This is a genomic window from Hymenobacter sp. GOD-10R (assembly GCF_035609205.1).
GTDB lineage: Bacteria > Bacteroidota > Bacteroidia > Cytophagales > Hymenobacteraceae > Hymenobacter.
In genome coordinates this window covers 1,266,665-1,281,385 of record NZ_CP141184.1, presented here as the reverse complement: position 1 = coordinate 1,281,385, position 14,721 = coordinate 1,266,665, and the positions used below count along the sequence as shown (strand labels likewise).

The following is a 14,721-nucleotide window of genomic DNA, read 5'->3' as shown; positions in this document are numbered from 1 at the left end:
AACAATGAGGAAGAACGTACTGCTATGGGCATTGCTCTGCGTGCTAGCTTGGCCGGCGCAAGCTAGGGTCGTGTTGCCGCGGGTGCTAGGGCATAACATGGTGTTGCAGCGCAACAAACCCCTGACCATCTGGGGAACGGCAGCGCCGGGCGAAGCGGTATCAGTGGAGTTTGCGAAGCAGAAACCTAGCACTACGGCCGATGCTGCCGGTAATTGGCAGGTCACGCTCCAGCCCCTAACCGCCTCGGCCAAACCCGTTGAGCTTGTGATTAGCGGCACCAACACCATCCGACTCCACGACATTTTGGTGGGCGAAGTGTGGCTGTGTTCGGGCCAGTCGAACATGGAGTACACCATGCGCAAGAACAGCAAGGTGACGCGCCCTGCCGTGAAGGGCCAGAACCCTGTCGACGAACTCAACTACGCCCACAACCCCGCTATTCGCATTTTTCTAGTCAACCGCAAGGAGCTAGCTAAGCCCGACTCCCTGCACCGCGGCTGGAGCATCGCTCAGGATTCGGCGTTGCGGTCGTTTTCGGCAGCCGGTTATTTCTTCGCCAAAGAGCTGTATGATAAGCTGCACGTGCCCATCGGCGTAATTTCCTCCGCCGTGCCGGGCAGTCGCATCGAGCCGTGGATTTCGGAAGCAGCCTTTCAGGCCGACCCTAGCTTTGCCGGGCAGAAAGTAGACGGTGAACCAGGCAAGTTTTACGAGCCCATGATCCGGCCGCTAGTGCCGCTCACCTTGCGGGGGTTCTTGTGGTACCAGGGCGAGAGTAACTGCTTTCTAGCCGAAACTACCAGCTACGCCCAGAAGATGAAGACGCTGATTCAAAGCTGGCGTGGGGCTTGGCACGACCCAGAGCTGCCGTTCTACTACGTGCAGCTAGCTCCTTTCCAGTACTCCGAATCGAAAGACACGAAGGTGCCGTTGACCAGAGAAACGCTGCCGAAATTCCGAGAAGCGCAGGAGCTAGCCCTCCAGCTTCCGCGCACCGGCATGATCGTCACGACGGACCTAGCGAATACAGAAGGCGGCATTCATCCTGGTTTTAAATGGGAAATCGGGCGCCGACTGGCGCTACTTGCCCTAACGAATACCTACGGCTACAAGACCCTAGCCGCGTCTGGCCCAGTGTACCAACAAATGGAAGTGAAGGGCAATACCGCTACACTCACATTTACCGCGAACGGCGGTCCCCTTGTCAGCAAGGATGGCAAGCCCCTATCGGACTTTATGCTAGCTGGTTCCGATGGCGTTTTTATGCCTGCGCAGGCCCGCATCAAAGGGCAGCGCGTGATAGTGACGGCCGCTGGTGTGGCCCAACCTACGGCCGTGCGCTTCGGCTGGGATGAATCTGCCCAACCCAACCTATTCTCGAAATCCGGCCTACCCGCCCGCCCCTTCCGCACCGACAAGCCTGATGTGGAATTGAAAGCGAGCAAGTAGCGCGTTCGTCTTTAGTCCGCCGACGCTGAACGCTGCGTCTTCTGCGGAATCCTCTGCGCCCTCTGCGGGCTACCTCCGTCCTCTACCTTCCACTTCCATGACGACTCATCCCTTCACCCGCCGTACTTTTCTGAAAAGTAGCCTGCTGCTCACGGGAGGCTTGCTGCTGCCGAACGTGCTACCAGCCAAGGCTAAAAAGCTCACCTACAAGATTGCCGTGGTCGATCTGATGATCCTGAAGCGGCAAAAGCTAGGTGCGTTGCAACTCACGAAAGACATCGGGGCCGACGGCGTAGAAGTAGACATGGGTGGCCTAGGTCAGCGGGAAACATTTGACAGCCAATTAGCTAACCCAGAGATACGGCAACAGTTTCTAGACAAGGCGAAGGAGCTGAATCTACAAATCTGCTCCCTTGCCATGACGGGGTTCTACGCCCAGTCATTCGCCACGCGCCCCACTTACCAGCGCATGGTACAGGACTGCATCGATACGATGAAGGCCATGAATGTGAAGGTGGCTTTCCTGCCCCTAGGTACCCAAGGCGACTTAGTGAAGAACCCCGAACTGCGGCCCGCTATTGTGGAACGCTTGAAAGTAGTGGGCAAAATGGCGCAGAAAGCAGGCGTGGTCATCGGCATCGAAACAGCTTTGGACGCAAAGGGCGAAGTGGAGCTGCTGCGCGAAATCGGCTCCAAGCACGTCCAGATCTACTTCAACTTCTCGAACCCCCTCAAAGCCGGCCGCGACCTAAACCAGGAGTTGAAAACGCTCGGCAGCAAGCGCATTTGCCAGATCCACTGCACCGACGACGACGGTGTGTGGCTGCAAAACAACACCCGCCTCGACATGAACCGCGTGAAGCAGACTTTAGCCGAAATGGGCTGGGAAGGCTGGCTCGTGATTGAACGCTCGCGCGACGCCAACGACCCGCGCAACGTGAAGAAGAACTTCGGCGCCAACACGGCTTATCTCAAATCTATTTTCCAAGCTAGCTAGTCACCTAATAGCCTAGTCTGCTTTCTCTCCATGGAACGCATTACCGCCACCTATTTCATCGAAACGCCCTTTGAGCCAGAAGCCGCTGCGGCTGTGCTAGCCGGCGAACAGTCATCAGGCACCTTTGTGGCGGTGCCGGGCGAGACAGCGGAACTAAAGCAGCGCTTTGCGGCGCGTGTAGAATCGGTGGAGCAGCTGGAAACGGTTACGGAACCCGCTATTCCTGGTGCTACCAGCAGCAGCGGCCTCTATCACCGCGCCCTAGTGAAAGTGTCGTGGTCGGTGGAGAACTTCGGCTACAACCTACCTGTGCTCGTGTCTACGTTGCAGGGCAACCTCTACGAGATTCGGCAGTTTACGGGCCTAAAGCTGCTCGACCTCGACGTACCTAGCTCCTACGCCGAACAGTATGCCGGTCCGGCGTTCGGTATTGAGGGGTGCCGTGCCCTCACCGGCGTATACGAGCGGCCGCTCATCGGCACCATCATCAAGCCAAGCATTGGCCTTACGCCGGAGCAAACTGCCGACCTCGTGCGCACGCTCGCCGAAGCCGGTATCGACTTCGTGAAGGACGACGAGCTACAAGCCGCCGCTGCCAACTCGCCTTTCGAGACGCGGGTGGATGCTATCATGAACGTTATCAACCGCCACGCTGATAAAACAGGCAAGAAGGTGATGTACGCCTTCAACATCAGTGGGGAAATGGACGAGATGCTGCGCCGCTACGACAAAGTGGTGAGCAGCGGCGGCACCTGCGCCATGGTCAGCCTGAACAGCGTAGGCCTAGCTGGCGCCAAGAAAATCTGTGACCAGCGGGCCCTTGCCATTCACGGGCACCGCAACGGCTGGGGCATGATGACCCGGCACCCCTTACTCGGCATTGAGTTTACGGCTTACCAGAAGCTGTGGCGCCTAGCCGGCGTCGACCAGATTCACGTGAACGGCATCCAGAACAAGTTTTGGGAGTCGGATGACAGCGTGGTACAATCCATTAATGCTTGCCTCACACCGCTACTTGGGGGCTACTCAGTGCTGCCCGTGGTGTCATCGGGGCAGTGGGGCGGGCAGGCGCCCGAAACCTACCGGCGCACCCAAACGACGGACTTGTTGTACATGGCTGGCGGCGGCATCTTGGCGCACCCGATGGGCCCCGAAGCGGGCGTGCAGGCCCTGCAACAAGCCTGGGAAGGCGCCGTAAATGGCCTAGGTATACCAGAAATAGCTGCTCGCTACCCTGAGTTTGCGGAGTCGGTGAAGAAGTTCGGCAGCCTATGAGGAAGCAACTGCTCCTCGCCTACTACGGCGATGACTTCACCGGCTCGACCGATGCACTAGAATTCTTGAGCCGAGCAGGGGCTAAAACGGCGTTGTTTATCGAGCCGCCTACTGCGGCTCAACTGGCGGCTTACCCGGAACTTGATGCTATCGGCGTGGCTGGCCTCACGCGGTCTATGCCGCCCGAGACCATGGCAGCTACGTTGCAGTCCGCCTTCGCAGAGCTGCGCGACCTAGGTCCTCGGCATGTCCATTATAAAGTGTGCTCCACCTTCGACTCGTCGCCTACTGTGGGCAGCATTGGCCGAGCCATTGACGTGGGCAAAGCCATTTTTGCCAACTCCTTTGTGCCCCTGCTGGTAGCCGCTCCGGCCCTAGGTCGCTATTGCGCCTTCGGAAATCTGTTTGCGCGCATGGGCATCGGCAGCCAAGGCGTGATCTTCCGGCTAGATCGGCACCCATCTATGCGCCAGCATCCCGTCACGCCCGCAGACGAGAGTGACTTGCGCTTGCATCTAGCCAGGCAAACCACGAAAAAGATTGGCCTACTCGATATCCTATCCATTGGGAAGCCGCAAGCGGAAATACAAGCCAACCTAGCTGCTCAGGTTCAGGAGGGGGCTGAAGTTATCTTGATTGATGCCCTTTATGACGAGCAGCTCTTGGCCATCGGTGAGACACTAGACCACTTCGCCACCGACAAGCCGCTATTTTCAGTGGGGTCGTCGGGGGTGGAAATGGCCTTGGGCAATTACTGGGCGCACACCGGCGCGCTTCGGCCCGTTGGCGAGTGGCCCTCCCCTAACGCCGTAGATCCGTTGCTGGTGATTTCGGGCAGCTGTTCCCCCGTCACGGCGGGGCAGGTAGCTTGGGCCAAGGAAAACGGTTTTGCGGAGGTAGTGCTCAATGCCCAAGAGCTAGCCCGGCGGCCAGAAAAAGCACTCGACTTGTGCTACTACAAGCAAGCCGCCATCGACTACATGGAGCAAGGCCAAAGCGTGATTGTGCACACCAACGGCGGCACGGCGCGGGCCGAGCAAAACTTGTCTTCTCAAAAGCTAGGCACAGCCCTCGGGTTAATTGCGCGCGCTGTGGCCCAGCAAACCAAAGTAAAACGGGTGGTGGTGGCGGGCGGCGATACGTCTAGCTACGCCGCTCGCGCCATGGGCATTGAGGCCGTGGAGATGGTTGCGCCGCTTGTCCCAGGAGCACCACTCTGCCGAGCTTCGGCACCCGGGTCACCGCTGCACGGCGTGGAAGTCAACTTTAAGGGCGGCCAGGTCGGCTCGCCCAATTATTTCGGCGCCTTGCGCCAAGGCAAACTGTCTTGAATTCGGCGGGCCGCTAAGTTGATACGGCACGCTCTAGTATTAAATCCAATCCCATGTCCACCCCAACCCTAGGTCTCATTCACACGTCGGCTACACTGGTCCCGGTATTTCAGCAGCTCTGCAACGAATACTTGCCCGGCGTGCAAGTGTTCAACATCGTCGACGACAGCCTGATCAAAAACGTTATCAAGTGCGGCGAGCTGCGCCCCGATAACGCCCGGCGTGTCGTCAACTACGTGGGCTCCGCGGAAGCGGCTGGTGCCGATTACATCATGGTAACGTGCTCCTCCATCGGGGCGGCCGTAGAAGCATCGGCGGCTCTCACCAAAGTGCCCGTGCTCCGCGTCGATCAGCCCATGGCCGACCAAGCCGTGCAAACGGGCAAGCGCATCGGTGTTATTGCCACACTACCTACTACCCTAGGTCCTACCAGCGACTTAGTGCGCCGCCGTGCCACCGCCGCGGGCAAAGACATTGAGTTAGTATCTGTGCTCTGCGAAGGTGCCTTCGACGCTCTCATGAGCGGCGACGCTGCCACCCACGACGCTATGGTAGCCGGCGCCCTCAAAGACCTCGTGACGAAGGTAGATGTGGTGCTGCTCGCGCAAGCCTCCATGGCCCGCGTAGTCGATACGCTAGCGCCCGCCGACAAGCAAGTGCCCATCCTAGCTAGCCCCGGCATCGCCGTCCAGCATCTAGCTAAAGAGCTGCTGCAAGCTTAGTTATGGTCCTACGGATTGCCCGCCTAGGCTTTTAGCCCCCGTTCTATCCTACTTATTCTCTCCTGCTATTCTGCTCACTATGAACCGGATTGCCCAACTATGTTTGCTTGTTTGTGGTGTAGCGGTAGTTGCCTTACTGCTAGGAATAATGCAGCAAAACGCGCTGCTGTGGCGACCGGCGAGCATCGTGGCAGTTGTGAGCTTTGCCTTGGGCATGAAGAGCATACCGCTGCTGCGAAGTTATCAATACACAGCCTGGATCATTGTAGCCGTTGTAGCAGGCATGATTTACCCGGCGGCTTTTTCGCACTGGGGCAGTGTCGATCTGCGCAACAAGTGGCTCATCTTGGTTGTCGTGCAGCTGGTGATGTTTGGCATGGGCATTCAGATGAGCATCCGCGATTTTTCGGGGCTAGCTTCTACCGGCAAGGGCGTGCTTATTGGCTTATCTTGCCATTTCTCGGTGATGCCACTGATGGGTTTGTTGCTCACCAAGGTGTTTCATTTTGAGCCCGAAATTGCCGCTGGTATCATCCTCATCGGTTCCTGCTCCAGCGGGCTAGCTTCCAACGTGATGGTGTATTTGGCGCGGGCCAACATGGTGCTATCGGTAGTCGTGACGGCCATGGCTACGCTGGCCGCTCCCTTTCTTACACCACTGCTCCTGAAGCTCTTAGCCGGCACACTCATAGAAATCAAGTTTGTCAATATGATGATGGAAATCATCAAGATTGTGCTCGTTCCGATTTCTGCTGCCTTGCTCCACGATTATCTAAAAACCGCCTCGCCTCGGGGTTGGCGCACGGTCCAACTTCTGTGTTTTGTGGCCGTGAGTTGGTTGGTAGCACTAGCCGGTGGCTTATGGCAATTCTTCGAAACGCACCTAGCTAGCTCCGAAGCACTGGAGAGTATCGGGGTAGTAGGCTTCCTGGCGGCGGCGCTATTAGTGGGTGTGCTGTATCACTGGCTAACAAACCGTTACAAACAGCTTGATAGCATCATGCCATACCTATCGATGTTTGGCATCATCTACTTCACCGCCGTTACCACCGCCGCTGGCCGCGACAATCTGCTCAAAGTGGGTTTCTTGCTGTTCCTAACCTCCGTCATTCACAATGCGGCGGGCTACTTCTTTGGTTACTGGCTTAGCCGGTTGGCTGGTTTAGACAAAAACTCCGCGCGTACGGTGGCTTTCGAAGTGGGGTTACAGAATGGCGGTATGGCGTCGGGGTTGGCAGGCAGCATGGGCAAGCTAGGTACCGTGGGATTACCAGCGGCCGTCTTCAGCCCGTGGATGAATATTTCTGGATCTATCCTAGCTAACTATTGGCGGCGAAAACCGGTCGCTGTTGAAGAAAACGCTGTTATAAGCTTGCAGTAGGCTCAGATAGTAGTCGAAAGACAATAGAACTAGTATTAGCTTTTTGAATAATATCGGTAACGTTTGCGGTATCCTTCTAGCATATATAATCATTAGGGCTTCACCTCAGCTTCATCTATGGTAATTTCCTACAATAAGTTGGTAAAAAACTGGATATAGGCGCTGAGCACTATAGTGTAACTTGCTACCATTCTCGCAGTTACAACCACACGATGCACAACCGTCTTAGAAGCCTCCTTTTTGCCGCAATCCTTTCCGGGTCAGCTAGTACCCTAGCTTTCGCCCAAGCGCAACCCACTGAATCGAAAGAAGCTGCTTATGCACGCACAATCAACGAGCGTGCGGATAAGATTGTAGCAAAAATAGAAGGCTTAGACGCGAAAAAAGCCCCACAAGTACGGGATGCTATTGCCGGTCAATACCTGCAGCTCAGCGAGCTACAGGAAAAGCAAGATGCGCAACTCACCGCTCTGAAAGCCAAGCCGCAAGACGAGAAAACAGCCGCTGAGAAAAAGAAAATAGAGGCTGAAGTAGCTGCCTCGCGGGATAAGTTGCACAAGAAGTATTTGAGCAAGCTCAGCCGCACCCTCACCCCTAGCCAGGTCGACCAAGTGAAAGACGGCATGACTTACGGTGTGCTGCCCATCACGATGAAAGCCTACCAGGAAATGTTGCCGGATCTGACCGAAGCGCAGAAAACGCAAATCATGGCTTGGCTAACGGAAGCGCGCGAACACGCCATGGACGCTGGCTCCTCGAAGGAAAAACACGCTTGGTTTGGCAAGTATAAAGGCCGCATCAACAACTACCTGTCCGCGCAAGGTGTCGACATGAAGCAGGCCGGCAAGGATTGGGCGGAGCGTCGCGCCCGTGCCGCAACGCCCGGTAACTAGTCCCAGCGGATTGTACGATTTTAACTCCCCATCCATTTGCTATGATCCATCATCTACAAGCGCAGCTTCCACCTACCCTAAGCCCTCCCACCCGCTTAGCCTGTGCGCTATTAGCCGGGTTTCTGCTCGGGATTCCTACCACGTATGCAGCTAGCTCTCACGCGCCCCTTTCTCACCTGCTAACCGATACGCCTGCTGCCAACGGCGTGGGTGGCACGGTAAAGGATGCCAAAGGAGCTGGCATTCCGGGCGTAACGGTAGTGGTGAAAGGCACAAAGAACGGCACCGTAACCAACCCCGACGGCTCCTACCGTCTCGAGCTAACGACCGGCAAAGAAACCTTGGTGTTTAGCTCCATTGGCTTCAAGACCCAAGAAGTTGCGGTGAATGGCCGTGCCATTGTCACTATTACCCTCATAGACGACGCAGCCGCCCTGAACGAAGTGGTGGTAGTGGGTTACGGCGCCCAAACGAAAGTCAACCTGACAGGTTCTGTGGCGCAGGTAAATATGAAAGCCATTGAAGAGCTGCCTGTTGGTAGTTTATCGACTACGCTGGTGGGCCAATTGCCGGGCGTGGGCGTGAGCGGTGGTACGGGTCGCCCCGGAGACAACGGCCAGATCACCGTGCGTAACCCCGTTATCTTATCGAAAGACGGGGGCACCTTACGTCCACTGTTCGTTATCGACAACATCGTCCGGACGGAGGACGACTTCAACGTACTCGACCAATCAGAGGTCGAATCGATTTCGGTGCTGAAGGATGCGGCAGCCGCTATCTACGGCGCCCGTGGCAACCAAGGCGTGGTGCTGGTGACTACGAAGCGTGGCAAAGCCGGCGCGCCTAAGTTCAGCTACAGCGGCTCGGCTGGTGCTGCCGATGCCGTACAACTACCTAGCATGATGAGCGGGTACGAACAAGCCGGTTACCTCAACGACCTCAACTTCACCAACGGTGTAGCGCCTACTTCACAACTTTACTACACCCAGGATGAGCTTGACTACTTCAAGCAGCACAACTTCAATTGGTTGAAGGCAGCTTGGAAGCCTGCCGTCGTGACGCGTCACGCACTAAACGTGAGCGGGGGTAGTGAGCGAGCTACTTACTTTGCGGGGGTATCATACAACTACCAGAACGCCAACTTTGATAATATCAATGCTAACAAGTGGACGTTCCGGGCTAGCACCGATGTAAACATCACGCGGGGTTTGCGGGCCAGTATGATCCTAAGCGGGGACTTAGCCCAGAAGAGGATGTATTTCCTCAAGCAGGGTACCGAAAACCCTGAGAACGACATGCGGAGCTTGCTCTACACCCCGCAGTTCAACGTGCCTTATGTAGATGGCTTACCAGTATTGCTCTCCAATAGCAGCAACACTAATACTCTGGATGCTTTCCACTTCTTCGAGGTACAGAAGCTAAATAACTACAACCTCACGCGCAACTCAGGCTTCAACCTGAATGCCTCCCTCGACTACGAGTTGCCTTTCATCAAAGGCTTGAAGGTGCGAGCCGTGTACAGCAAAACCATGGATAATACCTTTGGTAAGCAGTATGGCACTCGATACACTGTGTATCAGTTCGACATGCTAGGTGGCAATAAGCACATCTATGGCACCCCAGCTGATGGCAAGCCACCGAGAGCTGTTTCGCTGAACAACGGTGATCGAGTGCGCCTCAATCCCTCTTACTACGATAACTATCAAGTAAACGGCTACATCAACTATGACCGCAAGTTTGGACGTCACCAGGTATCGGCTATTGCGTTCTTTGAGCAAGCCGAGTACCACCGCGACGATCTGACGGGGATGAAAGAAGGCGTTGTACAAGGCGGCTACGACAACATGAACTTCGCCCTAGGTACTGCAACGACCACGGAGAGCGAAGCTAAAACCGCCAACCTGTCGTATGCGGGCCGTCTGAACTACAACTTCGATAACCGCTACCTACTTGAAGCATCGGTACGCTACGATGCCTCCACCAACTTCGCGCCGGAGTACCGCTGGGGTATCTTCCCCTCGGTATCGGCCGGCTGGATCATCTCCGACGAGTCGTTCTTCAAGAACAACATCCGCCCCATCAATTTTCTCAAGTTCCGGGGTTCGGTTGGTCACCTCGGTGGTGATGCTACTAAGGCGTATCAATGGCTACAGAGCTACGATATTCTGCTAGGCAAAGGAGCCGTATTCAACAACGCGGACAAAGGCATAGGGGTGCAACCTAAAAACGCCATTGCTAACCGCGAAGCACGCTGGGACGATAACATCAAGTATAATGCAGGCATCGATATGCAGATGCTAGGCAATCGGTTGTCGTTCACGGTCGATGCGTTCTATGACCACCGTTACAACATGCTAACGGCCCTGAGTGCTTCTGCTCCGCTGCTGATTGGCGCCGCGCTGCCTTCCGAAAACTTCTCAACAGTAAACGCTTACGGCTATGAAATTTCACTGGGCTACGGCGACAAAATTACCGCAGACTGGTCGTACCGCATCAACACGTTCCTAACCTGGAACGACGCTAAGTCCGTTAAGATCGACGTAGACAAAGGCAAGATCGGCCAGTGGAATGACCCTGTCGGCCGCACTACCAACCTAGGTATTGAGGGATATCGCTACCTCGGCATGTTCCGCACTGATCAGGAGGTAAAAGACTACGTAGATGCTCATAAAGGCTATACCATCTTCGGAAAAGCGCCGGCTCCTGGCATGCTCTACTACCAAGACCTCCGGGGGCCTAAGGACGCTAACGGCCAATACACGGAACCCGACGGCATCATCACAGAAGTGGACCAGGAGTATATCTCCAAGCGGCAGAACAATAACTACAGCATTGGCTTCAACCCGAGCATGACTTACCGAGGGCTGAACATCCAAGTGGTTATGGGGGCCTCCTTTGGTGCTCCAGCTCAGGTGGAGGGTGCCGCTCGTAAGCAAGGCACCGTCACGTCGAACCGTCCGGACTTCTGGGCTGACCACTGGCGGGCAGATCACACGGATGCTAAGTATCCAAGCCCAGCCTACTCGCAAAGCTATGATGTGAACTCTGCCTACTGGCTTCGCAATGGTTTCACGGCTGGTATGCGCAACGCTACTGTTTCGTACACCTTTCCAGTTCAACTCGCTAGCAAAGTGGGCATGAGCAGTATCAAGATGTTCTTCGTGGCCGTGAATCCGCTCAATTTCTATAATCCCTACAGCTACAAAGTGTATGGTGGTGGCTACGACAATTACCCCACTATCCGCTCGCTGTCTTTGGGTTTGAACGTTGGCCTGTAATCTTTTTATAGAAATGACTATTTGCTTGAAAAGTACAGCTACTGCTTGCGCTGCCTTGCTCATGCTGCTCACCAGTTGCGAGAAGGTACTCGACAAAGTTGACCTAGGGGCTGCCAACCCGGGTTTGGTGTTTGGCGACTCAACCCTAGCCAACCTTAACCTCAGCGTTATCTACGACCAAAACCTGCCAGGTTGGGCTGGTCAGGGCAACATTGGTCTGAATAACGTCAATCCTAGCAACCTGTCGGACGAGTGCGCGAACACAAACGCCTCTTCGCTCGAAGCTAAGTTGTTGGAAGGCTCGTTACAGCCCAACGACATCCAGGATTTTGGCACCGGATTGAGCGCTACCAACAATTACGGAAAGATTCGTCTGATCAACACCTTTTTGCGGGATGCCAACCGGGGCTCACTCTTGCAGGGCACTAAAAACCGCCTACGCGCCCAAGCTTACTTTTTCCGGGCCTGGCGCTACTTCGACTTAGTACGCCTCTACGGTGGGGTTCCGCTCATTACGAAGCCCTTGGATGCCGTAGGCGAAGATGCTCGCGCCGCGGCTTACTTACCCCGCAACACCACCGCCGAAACATTTGCGCTGATCAAAAGTGACCTTGATTCGGCTATCATGCTATTGCCGGGTAGGTGGACCGCTGCTGAGTGGGGCAAAATCACGAAAGGGGCTGCCGCCGCGTTTAAAGCACGAACGCTGCTTTACTATGCTAGCCCGCAGTTCAACCCATCCAACAACTCTGCTCGGTGGCAAGACGCTTATGACGCCAGCAAACAAGCGGTTACTATCCTGAGTGCTAATGGCTACAGCCTGCACCCTTCCTTCGACCAGCTGTGGTTCACGGAAAGCGCAAGCAACCAAGAAGCAGTGATGATCACTGGCTTCAACACAGCCACCGGCGACCAAGTAAGGAAACCTAACGGCTACGATAACAGTGCCCGCCCAGCCTACACCGGTACGGGTGGTGGCTCCTGGCAGCCGACTTGGGACATCGTAAGTGCTTTTCCGATGCTTGATGGCAAAAAGCCTGGCCAATCGACGAAGTACAGCTATTCTCAACAGCTCTTCTACAAGAACCGTGACCCACGTTTCGATAAGACCATTGCCTATAATGGAGCAACTTGGCCACTGAACGGCAATAATTCGTACAAGCTCTGGACGTACTTAGAGAAAGGCAAAAGCGTAGAGCGGACGGCTACTAACACAGGCTTCTACACGCGTAAAGCCATCAACCCAACCGTAGCCACCGGCGATGCGCAGTATGTCGGCACCGATTGGATTGAGATTCGCTACGCAGAAGTGCTCTTAAACCTAGCTGAAAGTGCGTGCGGTATCAACCGCTTGCCCGAAGCCTACGACCAGCTAAAAGCCATTCGGAAGCGAGCAGGCATCGAAGCAGGTGCCGATGGCAATTACGGCCTGAAAGCCGGTATGAGCCAGGCCGAAATGCTCGAAGCCATCCTCTACGAACGGCAAATTGAGTTTGCCTTCGAGGGCAAGCGCTTCTGGGACTTGCGTCGTCATAAGCTATTTGAATCGACGCTGAACAACAAACGCCGTCGTAGAGTCGAAATCGCGCTGAAAACAACAGGTGTTCCAGCTGATTTCACAACCACTCGTGATAACGTGAACTTAGACAAAGCCTACACGGATTATTTTGATGTTACCCTTAAGGACATAGACACCAGAACAACTCTGAAATGGGATTCGAAGTACTACTTCTTTGGTCTGCCTCAGCAGGCCATCGATAACAATCCCAGCTTGAAGCAGACTCTAGGTTGGCCCGGCGGTTCCTTCGACCCGTTGCAATAAACAGAAGCAAACGCTTTCCACCCAACTCCGGCCTACAATCCCTTCTGCCACCCGGCGGAAGGGATTTTTGCCTTTAGTCCGATTCGCAACTTGTGCGCTTGTGTTTCGTTTGTAGCACCTAGCTCTTCAGCTCAACTGTTGCATTCTTAACGTTGTCAGCTCATGCGTTTTACCTTCTTCTTTGCCTTACCGCTGTTTGCCGCCTGCTCGTCGTCGCCCGATACTCGCCAAGCTACGAGCACAACATCCGCCGCGACTGATACGAATACGGCGGCCGAACCGATGGACACCGCTCGGGCCACCAAGGTGAATGCCCAATCGGATACATTGAAGGTAGTACGGCGCAAGCACCTGTTCTCCTCCCCTTCCTCTCCTGATCAGTTCATGCTCACGCTCCGCGGGACGAATCTGCTCAGTGCCGAAGCTAGCTTCACCATTACGGATGCCAGCGGACAGGTTATCTTCCGCGAAGTGCTCACCGCCCCCGATTTGGAAGCGTCGATGGTGTATGAAATGCAAGGTAGTTCGGCCACCCAAGCCGAGCGCGAAGCTTTTGTAAAGAAGCGAATGGAGGAATTCTTCGCTGATAAGAACTTCCAGAAGCCCGCTCTAGCTAAGTCGGAGCGGTATCAACCTGGCCAGCTCGACCGCGCCACCTGGGACGACCTACAGCGTCGACCCGATGCGACTAGCTTTCGCTACCTAGTAGGCAAGGAAGAAACCCGGCGTATTGCGTGGTCGCCACTCAAGAAACAAGTCGTAAAGCTAGGCAGCACCGGCGGCTAGGCGCTTTTACTCTTCGCTGGCCTGCAACAAAGCTATTTCCAAACCCGAGGCAAACACCTCGTAGCGCTGAAAGCCTCGCGCTAACAAGTAGCCCTGACTACCCATGCGCAAGATGGAGGTTGGGAAACCTTTCACGCCAATTTGCGCCACCGCCGCAAACTCTTGCCGCACCGCTTTTTGTGCAGTAGCTAGCAGTTGCTGGAAGGTTTTTGTCTCGATGCCAAAGGGTGTAACTAACGCATCATAAGTTGATGGATTGTTTAGGTCTTTGCCATCTTCAAACAATGCACGCTGGATAACATGCGCGAAATTGAGCGCGCGCTTCTGAGTGACATCTAGCTGGCGGAAAACAGCTAAGGCACGACATGGCAAATCCGAATCTTGAACGTAGCTGCCCTCCTCCCCTAGCTGACGAAACGCCCTGCTGAAGCGTACACCCGTTACTTTCTCTATCGTAGCTAGGTTAGCTTTTATGGTCGGCCAGTTCGTGCGGATGGGGCCCACTTGCTCGCCTACCATCATGCCGCCGTTAAGTATCGACACGTTTACACGCCCTTCGAACTCCGCCTGAATGCGCTGTACTACGGGCGTCATGCCGTAGCACCAGCTGCACAGTGGGTCGTAGATGTACAGAAGGTCGGGTAGGTCGATTTCAGGTTCCATGAGCCAGAAACTAGAAAAAAGGCAAAAGGTTAGAACGCCTTGTGCTTACAGGTAAACACAAAAAACAAGAAGCGCTACCCTAGAGAATAGGGTAGCGCTTCTGCGTATCAAGTAGCTTATAGA

General features: G+C 55.1%; 11 protein-coding genes. 10 read left to right on the top strand and 1 reads right to left on the bottom strand.

From position 1 onward, the window contains the following. Positions 1–4: 4 nt before the first annotated feature. From SD425_RS05310 to SD425_RS05265, 10 genes are all read left to right on the top strand, one after another. Entirely contained in the window at positions 5–1,450 is a 1,446-nt protein-coding gene (locus SD425_RS05310) for a sialate O-acetylesterase (RefSeq protein WP_324676163.1), read from the top strand. A gap of 97 nt (positions 1,451–1,547) precedes the next feature. Beyond that, positions 1,548–2,447 carry a sugar phosphate isomerase/epimerase family protein gene (locus SD425_RS05305; RefSeq protein ID WP_324676161.1) on the top strand — a complete coding sequence of 300 codons (900 nt, stop codon included), beginning with the start codon at positions 1,548–1,550 and terminating at the stop codon, positions 2,445–2,447. Positions 2,448–2,477: 30 nt separating this feature from the next. After that, positions 2,478–3,722, top strand: a complete 1,245-nt coding sequence (locus tag SD425_RS05300; RefSeq protein WP_324676159.1) for a ribulose-bisphosphate carboxylase large subunit family protein — start codon at positions 2,478–2,480, stop codon at positions 3,720–3,722. Beyond that, entirely contained in the window at positions 3,719–5,053 is a 1,335-nt protein-coding gene (locus SD425_RS05295; RefSeq protein ID WP_324676157.1) for a four-carbon acid sugar kinase family protein, read from the top strand. The genes SD425_RS05300 and SD425_RS05295 overlap by 4 nt, the downstream gene beginning before the upstream one ends. Positions 5,054–5,106: 53 nt before the next feature. Then, positions 5,107–5,775, top strand: coding sequence for an aspartate/glutamate racemase family protein (locus SD425_RS05290; protein WP_324676154.1), 669 nt, complete (start codon positions 5,107–5,109; stop codon positions 5,773–5,775). 148 nt (positions 5,776–5,923) lie between these two features. Next, positions 5,924–7,156, top strand: a complete 1,233-nt coding sequence (locus SD425_RS05285) for a bile acid:sodium symporter family protein (protein ID WP_324676152.1) — start codon at positions 5,924–5,926, stop codon at positions 7,154–7,156. A gap of 212 nt (positions 7,157–7,368) precedes the next feature. Next, entirely contained in the window at positions 7,369–8,049 is a 681-nt protein-coding gene (locus SD425_RS05280) for a DUF3826 domain-containing protein (RefSeq protein WP_324676150.1), read from the top strand. Positions 8,050–8,090: 41 nt separating this feature from the next. Then, complete coding sequence (locus SD425_RS05275; protein ID WP_324676148.1) at positions 8,091–11,327, top strand: TonB-dependent receptor; 3,237 nt, start codon at positions 8,091–8,093, stop codon at positions 11,325–11,327. A gap of 61 nt (positions 11,328–11,388) precedes the next feature. Then, on the top strand, positions 11,389–13,149 hold the full coding sequence (locus tag SD425_RS05270) for a RagB/SusD family nutrient uptake outer membrane protein (RefSeq protein WP_324676146.1): 1,761 nt from the start codon (positions 11,389–11,391) through the stop codon (positions 13,147–13,149). A gap of 162 nt (positions 13,150–13,311) precedes the next feature. Beyond that, positions 13,312–13,935: a hypothetical protein gene (locus SD425_RS05265; RefSeq protein WP_324676144.1), complete on the top strand. Its 624-nt coding sequence runs from the start codon at positions 13,312–13,314 to the stop codon at positions 13,933–13,935. 6 nt (positions 13,936–13,941) lie between these two features. On the opposite strand, the gene SD425_RS05260 is transcribed toward SD425_RS05265, so the two are convergent. Then, positions 13,942–14,598 carry a DsbA family protein gene (locus SD425_RS05260; RefSeq protein ID WP_324676142.1) on the bottom strand — a complete coding sequence of 219 codons (657 nt, stop codon included), beginning with the start codon at positions 14,596–14,598 and terminating at the stop codon, positions 13,942–13,944. Between the last annotated feature and the right edge of the window lie 123 nt (positions 14,599–14,721).

Coding starts and splice junctions, on each gene's coding strand:
- SD425_RS05310 (WP_324676163.1), top strand. CDS start 5: ATGAGGAAGAACGTACTGCTATGGGCATTGCTCTGCGTGCTAGCTTGG.
- SD425_RS05305 (WP_324676161.1), top strand. CDS start 1,548: ATGACGACTCATCCCTTCACCCGCCGTACTTTTCTGAAAAGTAGCCTG.
- SD425_RS05300 (WP_324676159.1), top strand. CDS start 2,478: ATGGAACGCATTACCGCCACCTATTTCATCGAAACGCCCTTTGAGCCA.
- SD425_RS05295 (WP_324676157.1), top strand. CDS start 3,719: ATGAGGAAGCAACTGCTCCTCGCCTACTACGGCGATGACTTCACCGGC.
- SD425_RS05290 (WP_324676154.1), top strand. CDS start 5,107: ATGTCCACCCCAACCCTAGGTCTCATTCACACGTCGGCTACACTGGTC.
- SD425_RS05285 (WP_324676152.1), top strand. CDS start 5,924: ATGCAGCAAAACGCGCTGCTGTGGCGACCGGCGAGCATCGTGGCAGTT.
- SD425_RS05280 (WP_324676150.1), top strand. CDS start 7,369: ATGCACAACCGTCTTAGAAGCCTCCTTTTTGCCGCAATCCTTTCCGGG.
- SD425_RS05275 (WP_324676148.1), top strand. CDS start 8,091: ATGATCCATCATCTACAAGCGCAGCTTCCACCTACCCTAAGCCCTCCC.
- SD425_RS05270 (WP_324676146.1), top strand. CDS start 11,389: ATGCTGCTCACCAGTTGCGAGAAGGTACTCGACAAAGTTGACCTAGGG.
- SD425_RS05265 (WP_324676144.1), top strand. CDS start 13,312: ATGCGTTTTACCTTCTTCTTTGCCTTACCGCTGTTTGCCGCCTGCTCG.
- SD425_RS05260 (WP_324676142.1), bottom strand. CDS start 14,598: ATGGAACCTGAAATCGACCTACCCGACCTTCTGTACATCTACGACCCA.